We start from the raw sequence: 18,317 nt of genomic DNA on the forward strand, positions 1-18,317 counted from the left end.
CAACGGGTCGCGCGCCCGCGGCCGGGCGCGCGCAGGGTCGCCCGCCCGGTGCGGGCAGAATCGGCGCCCGTGCCTGCACCCGTCGTCATCACCGACCCGGCCGATCCCCGCGTCGCAGATTTCCGCGACCTCAAGGCCGGGGACCGCCCGGCGGGCAGGGAGCGGGGCACCGGGCCGGTCATCGTGGAGGGGGTACCGGCGGTCGAGCGCCTGCTCGCCTCGCCGTACCGGGTGCGCGCGGTGTTCGGTGTGCCGGGACGGGTGGCCGCGCTCGGCCTGCCCGGGGACGTCCCGGCCTTCGAGGCGGACAAGTGGGTGCTCTCGGAGGTCATCGGGTTCCGGCTCACCCGCGGCGTGGTCGCCTCCGCCGACCGCCTCCCGCCGGCCGACCCGGACGAGGTGCTGACCGGCCCGGACCCGGCGGGGCCGCGCCGGCTGGCGGTCCTCGAGGCGCTCAACGACGCCGAGAACCTGGGCTCGATCGCGCGTTCGGCGGTGGCCCTCGGCGTCGACGGGCTGCTGCTGGACCCGCGCTGCGCCGACCCGCTGTACCGCCGTTCGGTGCGGGTCTCGATGGGGCACGTGCTCTCGCTGCCGTTCGCCGTCCTGCCCGACTGGCCGGCTGGGCTCGCGCGGCTGCACGAAGCGGGCTACCTCACCGTCGCGCTCACCCCGGCGGCCGACGCGGTGGACCTCGGCGACGTCGACCCTCGGGCCCACCCGCGCACCGCCGTGCTGCTGGGCGCCGAGGGGCCGGGTCTCACGCCGGGGGCGCAGCGGACGGCGCGGGTGCGGGCCCGCATCCCGATGCGCAGCGGGGTCGACTCCCTCGGTGTGGCCGCCGCCGCGGCGGTGGCCTTCGCCACCCTGCGCTAGTCAGCCGCGCAGCGAGAACCGGGCCAGCATCGCGCGGGCCTCCTCGGCGTGCGAGGGGTGGCACATCACGTCGTACCGGCTGGCGACGATCTTGCTGGTGCTGGTGAAGTCGCGCTTGCCCCGGGTGGCGGCGTACCCCATGCCGCCGAAGGCGGCGCCGAAGGCCAGACCGATGAGCAGGCCGGTCAGCACCGACCCGATCCAGCTGGTCCCGTCGGGCGCGAAGATGCCCAGCAGGAGGCCGACGAACAGACCCCACCAGGCGCCGGCCGCGGCGCCTGCGGCGACCGCCCGGCCCGTCGTCATGCGGCCGGTCACCGTCTCGACCATGCGCAGGTCGCTCCCGATGATCGTCACGTTCTCGACCGCGAACTTCTCGTCGGAGAGGTAGTCGACGGCGGCCTGCGCCCGCTCGTAGCTGTCGTAGGAACCGACCTGCACGCCGCCCAGCGGCATCGACACCGAAGCACTCATGCCGGAGCGACTACCCAGTCCTGCCGGCTGTTCCACGTGCGGTTGGTCAGCGGTTGCGGCGGACCCCGAAGACGATGTCCTCCCACGCCGGGATGCGGGCGCGCGGGTCCTCGTCGCCGTCCTCGTCGGTGCTCTGCCCCCGGCCGAGCACCACGGTGTCGTGCTCGGCGACCTCGTCGAGCAGGGTGGCCAGCGCCTCGTCGTCGGCCGGGGTCCCGTCGGGGGCGTGCACGTCGCGCACGGGCGCGTCGTCCTCCCCGGCCGGGGCGGGGGGCGGCTCCGGGCTGCGCACCACCGAGACCGGCCGGTTGCGGGCGGCCGGCGAGGGCAGGCCGGCCGGCACCTCGGGCACGACCCGCACCAGGCGGGTGCCCTCGGCGAAGTCCGCCGTCGCGGCGTCCCCCGGGGAGACCGTGCGGGACTGCAGGTCGAAGTTCCAGCGCGCGGTGCCGGACTTGGCCCCTGCGCGCCACGCGCCGGTGACCACCCAGGTGCCCTCGTCGTCCCGGTGGGCGTCCCACGCGACGGCGTCGATGTCGGTGTCGATGAGCCGCAGCCGTTCGACCATGAAGTGCTGGAGCACCGCGCCCGGTGCCCCGTCGGTGAGCCGGACCCGCGCCTCGCGGGCCTGGGTGGCCACGCGCTCCCGTTCCTGCAGCACGGGGTGGGCGAAACGCATGATCCGCTCCACCCGGGCACCCGTGGCGGCGGCGACCTGCTCGGGGGTCTCCCCGGCACGGATGCGGGACTGGATCACCCGGGGCGGGAGCTCGCTGCCGGAGTCGACGTCGATCTGGGTCAGCCGGCGGGCGTCCCCGCGGGCCGCCGCACGGACGCGTTCGTCGATCGGGAGCTCGAACCGCTCGCCGTCGGGGCTGTCGGGGCCGTCCGCGACGAGGACGAGGCTCTTCCCGTCGTCGGAGAGCGCCACGAGGCGCAGTGTGCGCATGGGCGACCTCCTGCAGCCGGCGCGGTGGGTCCGGACGCCGATCCCGGTCCCCGAGGTTATCGGGATCGGGCGCGAGCGGCGCGCAGGCGCACCGGCGTGGCGCGTCTGCGGCGGGGAGCGGCGGGTTCCCCCGGGGGAGGGGTGCGGACGACGTCGTCGTACGCCGATGTCAGCGCTGACACACGCCCGAAACGCGCGACCGCCACAGTGGGCGGCTCGCCGGCGGCGCCGTACCGAGCCGAGGAGGAGCGATGGCCAGCCCCGTGACCGACCAGTGGACGGCCGCGCCCGCGGGATGCGCCGCCCTGGAGCTCCTGGCGCCCCCGGAGGTGCTGCCGGCGCGGGTCCGCCGCGCCATCGCAGGGATCGCCGGGGCCACCGCGGCCTGGTGCCCGGCGCCGGCCCCGGACGGCCGCCGCGTCGCCTACGTCACCGACCGGTCGGGGCTGCCCCGGCTGGAGGTGGCCGCGCTGGACGGCCGGACCCCGCCGGTCCAGGTGTCCGGCGCCGACCAGGAGGTGATCTCCGCCGCCTGGTCACCCGACGGCGCGCGGCTGGCCTACCTGGTCAGCCCCGGCGGGTCCATCTGCGCCGAACTGCACGTCGTCCGCCCCGACGGCACGGATCGCCGGCTGGTGGCCGGTGCCGATCCACGTTCGGCGGTCTTCGCCGGTTGCTGGGTGGGGCCGCGGCACTACGCCTGCTCGATCGCCCCGGGCAGCGGACCGGACGCCGACGTGGTCCTGGTCGACGTGGTCACCGGAGAGCAGCGTGCGCTGGCCTCCGGCGGCTTCCTCGTCGTCACCGCCGTCTCCGCCGACCACCGCACCGTCCTCGCCCGGTGCGGCCCGCGCGCCTACCGGCACATCGTGGTCATCGACGTCGCCACGGGCATCCAGCGGCGGGTCCTCCCCCTGGACGCCCCCGGCGGCATCGCCTCCGAGGACGGCCGGTTCACCGACGACGGGGCCACCGTGCACGTCCGTGCCGCGCTGCCCGGGCCGCCCGGGGCCGATCGCGCCGGCCTGGTCGCCGTCCCCCTGACCGACGGGGTGCCCGGACCCGGCCGGACGGTCCTGCAGCGCGCCGACGCGGACCTCGACGGGTACGCGGTGCGCCCCGACGGCACGGTGCTCGCGGTGTGGAACGCCGACGGGGTGAGCCAGCTGTGGCTGCACGCCAGGGCCGACGGGGCCGTGGTGCGGCGGATCGAGCTCCCCCGACCGGTGCTGTCGGGGTGGGCGCCGGCCGCCGACGGCGACGCGCTGATCGCCGAGCTGTCCGGGCCGCGCGCCCCCCGGGGGCTGTGGCGGGTGCCGCTCGACGGCGCGGGCGCACCCGAACCGCTCGCCTGCTCGCCCACCAGCCCGGAGGTGCCGGGCGTGGTCGAGCCGGTGCGCCACGAGTACCTCGCCCCGGACGGCGTCCGGCTCTCCGGCTGGCTGTACGTGCCCGAGGGCACCCGCGGCCCCAACCGCACGGTGGTCAGCTTCCACGGCGGACCGGAGGGGCAGGCGCGGCCGAACTGGTCGCCGATCACGCAGAGCATGGTGGCCGCGGGGCTCACGGTCTTCGCCCCGAACGTGCGCGGCTCGGGCGGGTTCGGGCGGGCCTTCATGACCGCCGACGACGGGCCCGCGCGCGAGTCCTCGTTCGCCGACGTCCGGACGACGGTGGACGAGCTGGTGACCGCGGGCATCGCGGCGCCCGGCCGGGTCGGCGCCCACGGCTGGTCCTACGGCGGGTACCTCACCCTCGTCGCCCTCACCCGGTGGCCCGAGCTCTTCGCGGCCGGCACCTCGCTGGCCGGGATGAGCGACCTGCGCACCTTCTTCGCCGGCACCGAGCCGTGGATGGCCGCGGCCTCGGTGACCGAGTACGGCGACCCGGTCGCCGACCGCGAGATGCTGGCCGCCCTCTCGCCGATGACGGCCCTGGACCGGCTCACCGCGCCGGTGCTCCTCGTGCACGGGGACCGCGACACGAACGTGCCGGTGGCCGAGTCGGTGCAGGCGCACCAGGCGCTGCAGGCGCGCGGTGCGCGCGCCGACCTGCTGCTCTTCGCCGGCGAGGGGCACGCCATCGTCGGCCGGGAGCACCTGGTCGAACTGGGCGAGCGGCTCGCCGCCTGGTTCGATCGGTGGCTGTGAGCGGGGAACTCTTCGCCGGTTACCCCACCGCCCGCAGCGACGAGGCCGTCGCTGCCGACGGCCGGCTGCGCGACGGGTGGGCCGGGCCGATCGCTGCCCTGGAGCGGCTCGGGGCGACCGGGCTGGCGGCCGCCGAGGCGGAGCTGCGGCTCCGGCGGCAGGAACGCGGCGTCGTCGTCGGCACGTGGGTGGACGGCCGGCAGCAGTTGCGCCCGGTGCCCCTGGACCCCGTGCCACGGTTGGTCGACGCCGGCACGTGGCGGACGCTGTCGGCCGGGATGGCGCAGCGGCACCGGGCGCTGAACGCCTTCCTCGCCGACGCCTACCGCCCGGCCGGGCGCCGGCGCGGCGACCCCGACCGCGCGGCCGAGATCGTCCGGGCCGGTGCGCTGCCCGAGTGGGCCGTGACGCACGGGCCGGGCCGGGATCCGGACGCCGTCGCCCGCGCGTGGCGGGGTCAGCCTCGCGCGACCGTCGCCGCGGCCGACCTCGTCCGCACCGACGACGACCGCTGGGTGGTGCTCCGCGACGACCTGCGGGTGCCGTCCGGCATCGGGTACGCGCTCGCCGACCGGGACTCCGCCCGCGCCGCGCTGCCGGAGCTGTTCGCCGGTGCCGGGGAGCGGCTGCGGGAACCGGGGGACGCCGTTCCGCTGCTGGCCGGTGCACTGGCGGCCGCCGCCCCGCCGGCGGTGCCCGGGGCGCCGCGGATCGCGGTGCTCACCCAGGGCGAGAGCGACGGGTCCTGGTTCGAGCACCGGCTGTTGGCCGACGCCCTCGACGCCCCGCTGGTGCGGGCCGGTGACCTGTGGCCGCGCGCCGACGGGGGAGTGGAGGTCGCCGTCGACGGGGGCCGGGTACCGGTCGACGTGCTCTACCGGCGCTTCGACGACGCGCTGCTCGGCGCCTACCCCACCGGCGCGGGCGTCCCGCTCGGGCTGGCGCTCACCGAAGCGGTGCGGGCCGGGCGGCTCGGGCTGGCCAACGTGCCCGGCAACGGGGTGGCCGACGACGCGGCGGGCTACGCATGGGTCCCGGCCATGATCCGCTTCTACCTCGGCGAGGAGCCGCTGCTGGGTTCGGCGCGGACGTGGGTGCTCGCCGACCCCGCGGCGTGGGCGGAGGTCGCCGACCGGCTGCCGGAGCTGGAGGTGGAGTCGGTCGCCGGGTACGGCGGCCGACAGGTGGTGCTCGGCCCGGCCTGCTCGGCGGCGGAGCTCGCTGCGCTGCGGGCCGAGATCGCCGCCGCCCCGCACCGGTTCGTGGCCCGGGAGCCGCTGGCCGCCTCGACGGCGCCGACGCTGGTCGACGGGTGCCTGCGTCCCCGGCCGGTGGAGCTGCGGCTGTTCTCCGTGGCCGGCGAGACCACCGCCACCCTGCCGCTCGCCCTGACCCGGGTGGCCCGGGACGACCGGCCGGGGGAGCTCGACCGGGCGAGCAAGGACACCTGGCTGCTCCGCTGAGGAGCTCCGCGGTCAGGCGGCCGGCTGCAGCGCCGACCGGATCCGCACGGTCGTCCCCTCGGGGCCCGGGACGGCGGTGACCTCGGCGACCGCGCTCATCAGCGTGGAGCCGCGGCCGCGGTCCATGCTCGGCACCCGCTCCCGCCACTGGCCGTGGTCGCGGACAGTGATCTCCACCGCGCCGTCCCCGACGACGGCGGTGACCTCGACGACGGGCCGGGTCGGCTCCTGAGCGTGCTCGATCGCGTTGCTGGCCGCCTCGCAGGCCGCCAGGAGCAGGTCGTAGGACTGGTCGGCGCCCACCCCGGCATCGGCCAGGAGGACGCGGAGCCGGCGGCGGATCACCGGGATCGAGGAGGGCGCCGACGGCAGCTGCCAGTGCGCCCGGTGCCGGGCGCCGTCGGGGCCGGTCGACGTCTGCGGACCCGCGTCCGGTGCCGGCCGACCCACCGGCGTGGCCACCAGCGGCGCGGGCAGCGGGGAGGCGGCCGGCCGGGGCGGCTCGCCGACCTCCCGCGTCGTCGCCGGGGTCACGGCGCGACCGGCCGCCCGCTCGAGCACCACCCGTACCCGGGCGAGCAGTTCCGCGGCGCGGAACGGCTTGGCCAGGTAGTCGTCGGCGCCGGCCTCCAGGCCCTCGACCGAGGCGTCCTGCCCGGCGCGGGCCGTCAGCATGATCACCGGGATGTCCCGGGTGGCCGGGTCCCCGCGCAGCGCCCGGAGCAGCTCGAAGCCGTCGACGCGCGGCATCATCACGTCGGTCAGCACGAGGGCCGGCCGCTGCTCGGCCACCGCGGCGAGCGCCTCCTGCCCGTCGGCCGCCGTGCGCACCGTCCAGTGCGGCCGCAGCAGGCGGTCGAGGTAGCCGCGCATGTCCGCGTTGTCGTCCACCACCAGGACCGCAGTGGCGTCCGCCGCGCCGGGAGCCCGGTCGGCCGGGCGCGAGACCTCCCGCTCCCAGCCCTCGGCCTCGCCGTGGGCGGCCTCCGACGGGACGGCCGCAGGACCGTCGACGACGGCGTCGGGGGCGCCGAACGGCAGGGCGACGGTGAACGTGCTGCCCCGCCCCGGCTCGCTGGTCACCGTCACCGTGCCGCCGTGCAGGGCGGCGAGCTCCTGCACCAGCGCCAGGCCGATGCCGGTGCCCTCCCGCGTGCGGGCGGTCGCGCCCGACACCCGGTGGAAACGCTCGAACAGGTGCGGCAGCTCCTCGGCGACGATGCCCACGCCGGTGTCGGCGACGGTGAGCTCGAAGCCGTCTCCGGTGCCGCGCACAGCCACGTCGATGCCGCCGACGAAGGTGTACTTCACCGCGTTGGCCAGCAGGTTGACGACGATCTTCTCCCACATCCGGGGGTCGACGTAGGCCGGGCGGTGCAGGGGCGGGCAGGCGACGGTGAGGCGCAGCCCGGCCCGCTCGGCGGCCGACCGGAAGATGCCGGCGAGCTCGGCGGTGAACGCCGGGACGTCGGTCTCCACGCGGACCGGGGTGGCCCGCCCGGCCTCGATGCCGGCGAAGTCCAGCAGGTCGTTGACCAGCCGCTGCAGGCGCTGCCCGTTGCGCAGCGCCAGGGAGAGCTGCTCGCGGACGTCGTCGCCCAACGGCGGGTCGGTGTTCTCGAGGACGTCGCCGATCGGGCCCAGCAGCAGCGTGAGCGGCGTGCGCAGCTCGTGGCTGACGTCGGCGAAGAAGGTGGTCTTCGCGCGGTCGAGCTCGGCGAGCGACTCGGCCCGCCGACGCTCGTCCTCGAACGCCCGGATGGTGGCCAGCGCGCCGGTGAACTGGCCGGCCACCAGCTGGTGGAAGGCCTCGTAGTCGGCGTCCACGGCCCGGTTGGGCGAGGTGCCGAGGACCAGCAGGCCTGCCGGCTCGGCGTCGTGGCCGGACGCCAGCGGCAGCACCACCGCGTCGGTCACCGGGTCGTCCCAGGGACCGCCGGTCAGCCCCAGGGAGGCGACCGGCGGTAGTGCCGCGCCGGCGTCGGCGACCGCGGGCAGGAGTGCGGCGTCGACCCCGGTCGTCGCCACGCGGGCGAAGGCGCCCTCGTCGGTGGCGAGGTAGACGGCGGCGAAGGGGATGTCGAGCGGGTTCGAGCGCAGGGCCGCGCACATGGTCGCGACCGTGTGCCGCTCGTCGGCGAGCTGCGTGCCCGCCACCGACAGCGTGTGCAGCAGCTGCTGGCGGCGGGCGGCGAGCAGCTCACCGGTGACCTCCGTGCAGACGGCGTGGATGCCGGCGACCCGGCCGTCGTCGTCGAAGGCCGGCGCGTGGGAGACGGTGAAGTAGGTCTCCTCCCGGTATCCGGCGCGTTCGAGGAGCAGCAGCAGCCCCGGCAGCCAGGAGGCCTCGCGCGTGGCCATCGCGTGCTCGATCGGGGGCCCGAGCGCGTTCCAGCCCTCGGCGAGGGTCTGCCGGATGTCCTGGCCGATCGCCGGGTGCTTCGCGCCGATGAGGGGCGCGTAGGCGTCGTTGTAGAACTGCAGGAAGTCCGGGCCCCAGGTCAGCACCATCGGGAACCTGGACACCAGCACCGTGCGCACGGCGAAACGCAGGCTGGCCGGCCAGCCGGCCACGGGGCCGAGCGGGGTGCTCGCCCAGTCGAGGCCGGCCATGATCCGGCCGGCCTCGCCCCCGGCGGCGAACAGGTCGCCGATCCCGGGGCCCGACGGGACATCGGGGCCCACACTCACCTCCCGCCTACGAACTCTCACCTCGGAACTGCCCACTGCGGCCCCCTGCAGTGACCCACCGCGAGCGTGCGAGCGGTGGGCGGCAGGCGGACCTTCTTCAGAGCCGCTCGGTCACGTAGTCGATGCAGGCCGTCAGCGCCGTCACGTCGTCGGGGTCCACGGCGGGGAACATGCCGACGCGCAGCTGGTTGCGGCCGAGCCCGCGGTACGGCTCCACGTCGACGATGCCGTTGGCGCGCAGGGTCGTCGCCAGGGCGGCGGCGTCGACGGAGTCGGCGAAGTCGACGGTTCCCACGACGAAGCTGCGGTGCTCGGGGTGGGGGACGAACGGGGTCGCGTACGGCGACTGCTCCGCCCAAGCGTAGAGCCGCGTGGCGGACTCGCGGCTGCGCGCGACGGTGCCGGAGAGGCCGCCGAGGGAGAGCATCCAGTCGAGCTGGTGCGCCAGCAGGAACAGGGTGGCGACCGCGGGGGTGTTGTAGGTCTGGTCCCTGGTGGAGTTGTCGACGGCGATCGACAGGTCCAGGAAGCCGGGCACCCAGCGGCCCGCGGCCTTGATCTCGGCGATCCGCTGCACCGCGTCGGCCGACATCAGGGCCACCCAGAGCCCGCCGTCGGCGGCGAAGGACTTCTGCGGGGCGAAGTAGTAGACGTCGGTCTGCGAGACGTCGACGGGCAGGCCGCCGGCGCCGGAGGTGGCGTCGATGAGGACGAGGGCGTCCTCGGTGCCGTGCGGGCGCGAGATCGGGGCCATGACGCCCGTCGAGGTCTCGTTGTGCGCCCAGGCGTAGGTGTCGACGCCCTCGGTGGCGGTCGGCAGCGCCAGCGATCCCGGCTCGGCCGTCACGACCACCGGGTCGCCCAGGAACGGTGCCCGCACCGCCGCGGAGGCGAACTTGGCGGAGAACTCCCCGTAGGTGCCGAAGGCGGCGCGGTCGCGGACGAGCCCGAACAGCGCCGCGTCCCAGAATGCGGTCGTCCCGCCGTTGCCGAGCACCACCTCGTAGCCGTCGGGCAGGTCGAACAGCGTGGTCAGCCCCTCGCGGACCCGCCGCACGAGGTTCTTCACCGGCGGCTGCCGGTGGGAGGTGCCCATGATCGCCGCCCCGTCACCGGCGAGGGCGCGCAACGCCTCGGGGCGCACCTTCGAAGGGCCGCACCCGAACCGGCCGTCGGCGGGCAGGAGTGCGGCGGGGATGGTGATGCTCATCCGGGGAGGGCCTTCCGGTCGTGCGGGTCGGGCGGCCCCGCCGCGCGCCCCCACCGCGGGCGTGCGCGGTGGGGGCAGCGGGGTCCTCGCTCAGGCCAGCTGGGCGGCCGAGGGGTTGATGGTGTCCCAGCCCTCGACGGCCTCGGGCTTGCGGGGCTCGGGGCCGACGTAGCGGGCCGACGGGCGCACCAGGCGACCGGTGTTCTTCTGCTCCAGGATGTGCGCGCACCAGCCGGCGGTGCGGGCACAGGTGAACATCGAGGTGAACATGTGGCTGGGCACCTCGGCGAAGTCCAGGACGATGGCCGCCCAGAACTCCACGTTCGTCTCGACCGGCCGGTCGGGACGCCGCTCCCGCAGCTCCTTGAGGGCGGCGTTCTCCAGCGCGAGGGCCGCCTCGAAGCGCGGCGCACCCAGCTCCTGGGCCGAGCGGCGCAGCACCCGGGCGCGCGGGTCCTCGGCGCGGTAGACCCGGTGGCCGAAGCCCATCAACCGCTCCTTGCGGTCGAGCAGGTCCTTGACGTACTTCTCCGCGTCGCCGGTCTTCTCGACCTCGTCGAGCATGTGCAGCACCCGGGAGGGGGCGCCGCCGTGCAGCGGGCCGGACATCGCGCCGATCGCGCCGGACATGGCGGCGGCGACGTCGGCGCCGGTGGAGGCGATGACCCGGGCGGTGAACGTCGAGGCGTTCATGCCGTGCTCGGCGGCCGAGGTCCAGTAGGCGTCCACAGCGGCCACGTGGCGGGGGTCGGGCTCGCCGCGCCAGCGGACCATGAAGCGCTCGACGATGGTCGAGGCCTCGTCGACCCGGCTCTGCGGAACGGCGGGGGTGCCGATGCCGCGGGCGGACTGGGCGACGTAGGACAGCGCCATGACGGCGGCGCGGGCCAGCTGCTCGCGAGCGGTCTCGCTGTCGATGTCCAGCAGCGGGCGGTAGCCCCAGAACGGGGCGAGCATCGCCAGGGCGGCCTGGACGTCGACGCGCACGTCGCCGCTGTGCACCGGGATGGGGAACGGCTCAGCCGGCGGCAGGCCCGGGCCGAACTTGCCGTCGACCAGCAGCGCCCAGACGTTGCCGAACGTGACCTTGCCGACCAGGTCCTCGATGTCGACGCCGCGATAGCGCAGCGCACCGCCGTCCTTGTCCGGTTCGGCGATCTCCGTCTCGAAGGCGATGACGCCTTCCAGGCCGGGTACGAAGTCGTCGGCCATCTCGCAAGCTCCTCTGCGCGTGGACCCACGTGCGCGCAGGACACGGCGCACGATTGCCAGCCGACCCTAGGCCGTCGGCCCCGTCCTGGCACACGGGGGGCGCGGTGGACGCCCTCCCGAGCCGACCCGCGCCGCCGGTGTCAGCATGGCGGCGTGCCCGACCTGACCCGCATGCGCAACGACTACACGCTCGGGCGGCTGCGCGAGGACGAGCTCGCCGCCACCTGGGTCGAGCAGTTCGACCGCTGGTTCGCCGACGCCGTCGCCGCGGACCTCCCGGAGCCCAACGCCGTCGTGGTCGCGACCGCCGACGCCGACGGCGCCCCGGATGCCCGGATCGTGCTGATGAAGGGCTACGACACCGACGGGATCGTGTTCGGCACCAGCTACGCCTCGGCCAAGGGCGCGCAGCTGGCGGTCAACCCCCGCGCGGCGCTGGTCTTCCCGTGGCACGCGCTGCAGCGGCAGGTGCGGGTGGCCGGTCGGGTGGAGCGGATCGGCGACGCCGCCTCCGACGCGCTGTGGGACCCGCGGCCACGCGGCTCGCAGCTGGCGGCGGCGGCCTCGGTGCAGTCGACCGTCGTCGACTCCCGGCACGAGCTCGAGGAGCGGGTGCGGCTGCTGGACCAGCAGACGCCACAGGGGAAGCTGCCCCGCCCCGCGGCGTGGGGCGGCTACCGGGTGGTGCCCGAACGGGTCGAGTTCTGGCAGGGCGGTGGGGACCGGTTGCACGACCGGCTGCGGTTCGTCCGCGACACGGCGGAGGGCGGGGGCTGGGTCGTCCAGCGGCTCGCCCCGTGAGCGGGCCGCCCGGGCCGGTCGACCCGGTCGAACCGGACCGGGCGGTGGTGGAGCCGGTGCCCGAGCCGGTGCGGCGGCGCGGGTGGGCGATGGACACCACGCCGCTGCGCGTCCCGGCCTACCGCCGGCTCTTCGGCGGTGTCGCGGCCACGATGATCGGCCAGCAGATGACGCTGGTCGCCGTCCCCTACCAGGTCTACGAGCTCACCGGCCGGTCGCTGTTCGTCGGGCTCACCTCGCTGGTCGCGCTGGTACCGCTCGTGGTGTTCGGGCTCCTCGGCGGTGCGATCGCCGACGTCGTCGACCGGCGGACGCTGATGCTCGTCACCTCGACGGGCGCCGCGGTCACGAGCGCTCTGCTGGCCCTCCAGGCGCTGCTGCCCGGCGGCGGGAACCTCGTGCTGCTGTGGGTGCTCACCGCGTTCGTCTCCGGCTTCGCGGCGGTCAACCAGCCGGCGCGCAGCGCCGCCATCCCCGCGCTGGTGGGCACCGCGCTGGTGCCGGCCGCGAACGCCCTGGCGATGACGGTGCGCCAGGCAGGCGTCATCGCCGGTCCGCTGCTCGCCGGGGTCCTGATCGGTCAGGGGGAGCTGTTCCTCGCCTACCTGGTGGACGCGCTGGGCTTCCTGGTCGCCGCGCTGCTGCTGCGCGGCCTGCCCGCGCTGCCGCCCGGCGGCCGGGCCCGCCGGCTGCGGCTGGGCGCCGCGGTGCGCGGCGTGGGGGAGGGGTTCGCCTTCCTGCGCACCCAGCCGGTGCTGCTGATGACATTCGTCGTCGATATCATCGCGATGCTGTTCGCCTGGCCCAACGCGGTCTTCCCCGAGCTCTCGGCCGAGCGGTTCGCCGACTCGCCGAACGCGCTGGGCTGGCTCTTCGCCGGGGTGTCGGTCGGCGCGCTCGCCATGGGGCTGACCTCGGGGTGGGTGTCGCGGGTCGATCGGCAGGGAGCTGTCGTCCTGGGCGCCATCGCCGTCTGGGGAGGGGCGGTGATCGGGTTCGGGCTGGCGCCGTCGCTGTGGCTCGCCGTGCTGTTCCTCGCCGTCGCCGGCGCGGGGGACATGGTGAGCGCGGTGCTGCGCTCGTCGATGCTGCAGCTGGCGGCGCCCGACGAGATGCGCGGCCGGATGCAGGGCGTGTTCCTCGTCGTCGTCGCCGGTGGCCCGCGGCTGGGCGACCTGCGGGCCGGGGCGCTCGCGAGCGCGGCGTCGGTGACGGTGGCGATGGTCTCCGGCGGCATCGTGGTGGTGCTGGCGATGGCCGCCGTCGCGCTCCTGGTGCCCTCGTTCTGGCTGTTCCGCGCCTCCCGCTCCGGCGTCGAGCGCACCCGCTGACGGCCCGGGGCCCGGCCGGGCTCGCCCGCCCCCGAGAGTGGCGAGGCCGGCCGGGCGCTGGGAGGCATAACCAGCACCGGCGGTCCCTACTCGCCGGTAGTCCTCTCCGTGGGATCAGGCCAGCGCACCGGCGACCGTCCGCAGGTCGGCGACCAGGGCGTCGTAGGCAGCGGCGCGCGCCTCGTCCGGGGTGCGCAGGACCGCCGAGGGGTGCGTGGTGGCGAGGATCCAGGTCTGGTGCGGCGCGTCCTCGTCGTCGTCCTCCGTCGCCGCCGGGGCGCCCGGTGGTGCCCAGGGCAGCAGCTGCCCGTGGTCGCGGGTGATCCGGAAGGACGGCGAGATGAGCCCCTTGGCCGCCGTCGCACCCAGCGCGACGACGACCTCGGGCTTCAGCACGGCGAGCTCCGCCTCCAGCCACGGCCGGCAGGCCCGCAGGTGCTCGGGCCGGGGTGTCTGGTGGATGCGCCGCTTGCCTTTCACGGTGTGCGAGAAGTGCTTCACCGAGTTCGTGACGTAGCTGTCGCGCCGGTCGATGCCGGCGTCGGCCAGCGCCTTGTCCAGCAGCCGGCCGGCCGGACCGACGAACGGCTCGCCCCGCCGGTCCTCCTGGTCGCCCGGCTGCTCGCCGACGAAGACCACGCGGGCGGTCTCGGGCCCCTCCCCGAACACGGTCTGGGTGGTGTCCTGCCACAGCTCGCAGGCCCGGCAGCCCGCCGCCGCCGACCGCAGCTGCTCCAGGCCCACCCCGGTGGGTGGCCGCGCCACGCCGTCGCGCTCGCTCATCCACCGATCAGACCGCACCGTCCCGGCCGTCGCGAGATGAACTCTCGGGGTCCCGGCGTCGCGCCCGCGAGTCGATCACCCTGGCGTGATCATGAGCTCGGCTACGGTTTTCGGCGGACGTGCCCAACGGCAGGAGGAACAGGTGCTCGAGTTCGACGGGCTGCAGAAAAGTTTCGGGGACGTCCGCGTCCTTGACGGCGTGGGCTTCACGGTGGCTCCGGGATCGATGTTCGGTTTCTGCGGCTCCAACGGTGCGGGAAAGACGACGACCATGCGCGTGGCCATGGGGCTGGTCCGGCCCGACGCCGGGGAGGTGCGCTGGCAGGGACGCCCGCTCGACCAGGAGTCCCGGCGCCGCGTCGGCTACATGCCGGAGGAGCGCGGGCTCTACCCGAAGATGAAGGTCGGCGAGCAGATCGCCTACTTCGCCCGCCTGCACGGCATGGACTCCGCCGCGGCCACGCACGCGGCCGGCGAGTGGGTGGAGCGGCTCGGGCTGGGGCCGCGCAGCGGCGACGCCGTCGAGAAGCTGTCGCTGGGCAACCAGCAGCGGGTGCAGCTGGCCGCCGCGCTGGTGAGCCGGCCCGAGGTGCTCATCCTCGACGAGCCGTTCTCCGGCCTGGACCCCATCGGCGTGGACTCGCTGGCCGAGGCCCTGCTGGACCAGGCCCGCGCGGGCGTCCCGGTGGTCTTCTCCAGCCACCAGCTGGACCTGGTCGAGCGGCTCTGCGACTCGGTCGGCATCCTCGCCCGCGGGCGGATGGTCGCCACCGGGACCGTCGACGAGCTCCGCCGGCGCGAGGCCGGCCGGCTGCTGCGCGTCGTGGTGCCCGACGCCGCGCCGGGGTGGGCCGCGGCGCTCCCCGGCGTCCGGGTGGTCTCCGAGCAGGCCGGTGACACGCTGCTGGAGCTCGCGCCGGACGCCGATGACCAGGCGGTCCTGGCCGCCGCGCTGCACACCGGCCGGGTCACCCACTTCGCCTGGCAGCAGCCCACGCTCGTCGAACTCTTCCGCGGGGCGGTCGCCGCCCCCAGCGCCCAGGAGGTGGCGGCGTGAGCCCGTCGCGTACGCCCGGCAGCGCGGGACTCGTGCGGCTCGTCGCCGCACGCGAGGTCTCCGCCCGAATCCGGGACAAGAACTTCATCATCAGCTCGGTCGTGATCCTGGTGCTGCTGCTCGGCACGCTGGGCATGCAGGTGGCGCTCGGCTCCGGCGGCGACGCCACCCGGATCGGGATGGTCGGCGGGGGCGCCGGGCTGGAGCAGACGCTGGAGGCCCAGGGCGAGGCGCTCGACGTCGCCGTCACGGTGGTCGCCCTCGACGACGAGGCCGCCGCCCGCACGGCGATCGAGGAGGGCGACGTCGACGGCGTGCTGCTGGCCGAGGGCGGGGGTGAGCCCGAGCTGCTGGTCGAGCAGTCGGCCGGCGGAACGCTGCAGTCGGTCGTCCAGGGCGCGGTCACACAGCTGGCGCTGGCCGAGCAGCTGGCGGCCGCCGGGGTCGACGACCTCGTCGTGCCCGAGGTGGCGGTGACGCCGCTGGACCCGGACGCCGACCAGGACGGCCAGCGCATCGGCATGGCGATCATCGGCGTCGCGCTGCTCTACGGGCTCCTCATCCTCTTCGGCCAGTTCGTCGCCCAGGGCGTCGTCGAGGAGAAGGCCAGCCGGGTGGTGGAGCTGCTGCTGGCGACCATGCGGCCGTGGCAGCTGCTGGCCGGGAAGATCATCGGCCTGGGGCTTCTCGGGCTGGCGCAGATCGTGCTCATCGTGGTCGTCGGGGTCGCCGGGGCGCTGGCCCTCGACATCGTCGACATCCCCGGAGAGCTCATCGGCACGGCCGTCGCCGTCGTCGCCTGGTTCGTGCTCGCGTACGCGTTCTACGCGGCGATCTTCGCGGTGACCGCCTCGCTGGTCAGCCGGCAGGAGGACCTCAACACCGTGGTAACGCCCACGATCATGGTGCTGGTGGTCGCCTTCGTCGTCGGCATCCAGGCCGCCGCGGAGCCCGACGGCACCCTGGCGGTCATCACGTCCTACATCCCCGGGCTGTCCCCGCTGGTGATGCCGGTGCGGCAGGCCGCGGGCAGCGTGGCCGTCTGGGAGATCGTGCTGTCGGCCGCCCTGATGGTCGCGGCCATCGTCCTGGTGGTCCGGCTCGGCGGTCGGGTGTACGCCGCGGCGCTGCTGCGCACGGGCGGGAAGATCACGATGCGGGAGGCGCTGAAGGCCGAGCGGGTGTGACCACCTGGCGCGGGTCGGTTCGCCCCGGCCCGCGCCGGGTAGCCGCGCGGCATGGTGATGCAGCTGGGCTACACGATGATGACCGAGCAGGCCGGGCCGAAGGACCTGGTCGGCCACGTGGTGGGCGCCGAGGAGGTCGGCTTCGACTTCGCCGTCAGCAGCGACCACTACTTCCCGTGGCTCGACGAGATGGGCCACTCGCCCAACGCGTGGGTGACCCTCGGGGCCGCCGCCCAGGCCACGAGCCGGATCCCGCTGATGACCTACGTGACCTGCCCGAGCTTCCGCTACCACCCGGTGGTCGTGGCGCAGCAGGCGGCGACCCTGCAGATCCTCTCCGGCGGGCGCTTCACCCTCGGCCTGGGGGCGGGGGAGAACCTCAACGAGCACGTCGTGGGCGCCGGCTGGCCGCCGGCCGACGTCCGGCACGAGATGATCATGGAAGCGCTGCAGATCATCCGCGACCTGTTCGACGGGGAGGGCTACACCAACTTCCGCGGTGAGCACTTCGACGTCGAGTCGGCCAAGCTCTGGGACCTGCCGGAGAAGCGCGTGCCCATCGGCTTCGCGGCCGGCGGGAAGCAGGCGGCCACCATCGCCGGCGAGCTGGCCGACGTCCTGGTCGCGACCGATCCGCTGTCGGAGCTGGTCGAGGCGTTCGAGGCCGCCGGGGGCGCGGGCAAGCCGAAGATCGCCCAGATGCCGATCAGCTACGGCACCGACAAGGCCGCCGCCGTCACCCGGGCGCACAGCCTCTTCCGCTGGTTCGGCCTGGGCTGGAAGGTCAACTCGGAGCTGCCCGGTCCGTCGGCGTTCGACGCGGCGACCTCGTTCGTCCGCGAGGAGGACGTCGAGGGCAGCATCCCGTGCGGGGACGACGTCGGCGCGGTGATCGAGGCGGCGAAGGAGTACGCCGACGCCGGGTTCACCCACCTGGCCCTGGTCCAGATCGGCGGGGACCAGCAGGAGCCCTACCTGGAGTGGGTGCGCAGCTCGCTGATGCCGGCCTGGCGGGAGGCGTTCGGCAGCTGACCGGCCGGAGGAACAGCTGATCGGGTGACCGTTCGGCCTCCGGGCCGATCCCTTGGGGTGAGGTCCGGCGACGAGGGGGCGCGCCGGGCGCCTCCTCGCCGCGATCATCGGCGGCATGACCGAGGACCTGGACGTGCGGCTGCGGCGGCTGCTCGCCTCCGACGACGCCGACGCGCTGATCGACCTCGGCTGCGACCTGGCCGACGCCGGCCGGCAGACCGAGGCGGAGGCCTGCTTCCGCCGCGCCTTCGACCTGGGGGACTCCGTCGCCGCCTTCAACCTCGGCAACTCGCTGGCCGCCCAGCAGCGCTGGGAGGAGGCGGTCGACGCCTACGAGGTCGCCCTGCGCGGCGGCGAGGCCGACGCCTGGCGCAACCTCGGCCTGGTGCTGGAGGACCTCGGTGACCTCGCCGGCGCCATGCGCGCCTACCGGGGGGCGGCGGCCGCCGGCGACCTCGAGGGCGGGTTGCAGCTGGCCTTCCTGCTGCGGGAGCAGGGGGAGCGCGAGCAGGCCATGGCGGTGGCCGAGGAGTTCGCCGCCGCGGGTGACCAGGAGGCCGCCGCCGTCGTCGCCTGCTGGCGCTGGTGCTCGACGCTCGACCCGGCGCTGGAGGACGACCTCCGCGCCGGCCAGCACCACTTCCCGGCCGCCCGCGCGGACCTGGCGCACCTGCTGCGCGAGACCGGTCGCTCGGCCGAGGCGCGCGCGGTGCTGGAGCGCGGCGCCAAGCTCGGCGAGCAGGTGGCCTGGCTGCCGCTGGGCAACCTCTACCGCGAGGAGCTCGGCGACGAGGAGGCCGCCGAGGAGGCCTACCGCAGCGGGATCTCCGCCGGTGACGCCTACTGCCACCAGAACCTCGGCGTGCTGCTGGCCGACCGCGGGGACCTCGAGGGAGCCGTGGAGCAGTTCCGCCTGGGGGCGGCGGCCGGCGACCAGCTCGCGGCGCAGTGCCTGCGGGAGCTCGAGCACGACTGAGAGAACACCCACTGCCCCCACCACTCGCAGGCTCGCGGCGGGCCCTGCGGGGGCCGTCCCCCTCACCGTTCGCAGGCTCGCGGTGAACCTCCGGACGGGGCCGTAGCCTGCCGGACACATGGCCC

At 75.4% G+C, this 18,317-nt stretch carries 15 protein-coding genes; 9 read left to right on the forward strand and 6 right to left on the reverse strand.

What is annotated here, in order from left to right; all coding sequences use genetic code 11:
* Nucleotides 1-69 precede the first annotated feature (69 nt).
* A complete protein-coding gene (locus tag ACI8AG_RS03260) occupies nt 70-876 on the forward strand; it encodes a TrmH family RNA methyltransferase (RefSeq protein WP_456595896.1) in 807 nt (268 codons plus the stop codon).
* Here the strand turns inward: ACI8AG_RS03260 and ACI8AG_RS03265 are convergent, their stop codons facing one another.
* Nucleotides 877-1,350 carry a general stress protein gene (locus tag ACI8AG_RS03265; protein ID WP_456588048.1) on the reverse strand — a complete coding sequence of 158 codons (474 nt, stop codon included), beginning with the start codon at nt 1,348-1,350 and terminating at the stop codon, nt 877-879.
* Between the two features lie 46 nt (nt 1,351-1,396).
* Nucleotides 1,397-2,299: a septation protein SepH gene (gene sepH / locus ACI8AG_RS03270; RefSeq protein WP_456588047.1), complete on the reverse strand. Its 903-nt coding sequence runs from the start codon at nt 2,297-2,299 to the stop codon at nt 1,397-1,399.
* Nucleotides 2,300-2,550: 251 nt separating this feature from the next.
* Between sepH and ACI8AG_RS03275 the strand changes: the two genes are divergently transcribed.
* Entirely contained in the window at nt 2,551-4,449 is a 1,899-nt protein-coding gene (locus ACI8AG_RS03275) for a S9 family peptidase (RefSeq protein WP_456595897.1), read from the forward strand.
* Complete coding sequence (locus ACI8AG_RS03280) at nt 4,446-5,912, forward strand: circularly permuted type 2 ATP-grasp protein (RefSeq protein WP_456595898.1); 1,467 nt, start codon at nt 4,446-4,448, stop codon at nt 5,910-5,912. Before ACI8AG_RS03275 ends, ACI8AG_RS03280 begins: the two co-directional genes overlap by 4 nt.
* A 12-nt stretch (nt 5,913-5,924) precedes the next feature.
* On the opposite strand, the gene ACI8AG_RS03285 is transcribed toward ACI8AG_RS03280, so the two are convergent.
* The 3 genes from ACI8AG_RS03285 to ACI8AG_RS03295 form a co-directional block, all read right to left on the reverse strand.
* The gene (locus ACI8AG_RS03285) at nt 5,925-8,597 is read right to left on the reverse strand and encodes an ATP-binding protein (RefSeq protein ID WP_456595899.1); all 2,673 of its coding nucleotides are present in this window, start codon (nt 8,595-8,597) and stop codon (nt 5,925-5,927) included.
* Between the two features lie 103 nt (nt 8,598-8,700).
* Nucleotides 8,701-9,813, reverse strand: coding sequence for a phosphoserine transaminase (gene serC, locus ACI8AG_RS03290; RefSeq protein WP_456595900.1), 1,113 nt, complete (start codon nt 9,811-9,813; stop codon nt 8,701-8,703).
* Between the two features lie 90 nt (nt 9,814-9,903).
* Nucleotides 9,904-11,025: a citrate synthase 2 gene (locus ACI8AG_RS03295; RefSeq protein ID WP_456588042.1), complete on the reverse strand. Its 1,122-nt coding sequence runs from the start codon at nt 11,023-11,025 to the stop codon at nt 9,904-9,906.
* A gap of 153 nt (nt 11,026-11,178) precedes the next feature.
* Here ACI8AG_RS03295 and pdxH point away from each other — a divergent pair, with 153 nt between their 5' ends.
* Nucleotides 11,179-11,826 (forward strand): pyridoxamine 5'-phosphate oxidase, encoded by a 648-nt coding sequence (gene pdxH / locus ACI8AG_RS03300; RefSeq protein ID WP_456595901.1) that lies wholly within the window; start codon nt 11,179-11,181, stop codon nt 11,824-11,826.
* Nucleotides 11,823-13,157: an MFS transporter gene (locus ACI8AG_RS03305; RefSeq protein ID WP_456595902.1), complete on the forward strand. Its 1,335-nt coding sequence runs from the start codon at nt 11,823-11,825 to the stop codon at nt 13,155-13,157. Before pdxH ends, ACI8AG_RS03305 begins: the two co-directional genes overlap by 4 nt.
* A gap of 114 nt (nt 13,158-13,271) precedes the next feature.
* Here the strand turns inward: ACI8AG_RS03305 and ACI8AG_RS03310 are convergent, their stop codons facing one another.
* Nucleotides 13,272-13,940 (reverse strand): UdgX family uracil-DNA binding protein, encoded by a 669-nt coding sequence (locus ACI8AG_RS03310; protein WP_456588039.1) that lies wholly within the window; start codon nt 13,938-13,940, stop codon nt 13,272-13,274.
* A gap of 142 nt (nt 13,941-14,082) precedes the next feature.
* On the opposite strand from ACI8AG_RS03310, the gene ACI8AG_RS03315 reads away from it, so the two are divergent.
* The 4 genes from ACI8AG_RS03315 (at nt 14,083) to ACI8AG_RS03330 (ending at nt 18,192) form a co-directional block, all read left to right on the forward strand.
* Entirely contained in the window at nt 14,083-14,997 is a 915-nt protein-coding gene (locus ACI8AG_RS03315) for an ABC transporter ATP-binding protein (protein WP_456595903.1), read from the forward strand.
* A complete protein-coding gene (locus ACI8AG_RS03320) occupies nt 14,994-16,184 on the forward strand; it encodes an ABC transporter permease (protein ID WP_456595904.1) in 1,191 nt (396 codons plus the stop codon). Before ACI8AG_RS03315 ends, ACI8AG_RS03320 begins: the two co-directional genes overlap by 4 nt.
* A 51-nt stretch (nt 16,185-16,235) precedes the next feature.
* Nucleotides 16,236-17,216, forward strand: a complete 981-nt coding sequence (locus ACI8AG_RS03325) for a TIGR03557 family F420-dependent LLM class oxidoreductase (protein WP_456588036.1) — start codon at nt 16,236-16,238, stop codon at nt 17,214-17,216.
* A gap of 115 nt (nt 17,217-17,331) precedes the next feature.
* Nucleotides 17,332-18,192: a tetratricopeptide repeat protein gene (locus ACI8AG_RS03330; RefSeq protein ID WP_456588035.1), complete on the forward strand. Its 861-nt coding sequence runs from the start codon at nt 17,332-17,334 to the stop codon at nt 18,190-18,192.
* Nucleotides 18,193-18,317: the final 125 nt, after the last annotated feature.

It is taken from the genome of Blastococcus sp. SYSU DS0552 (assembly GCF_054050815.1).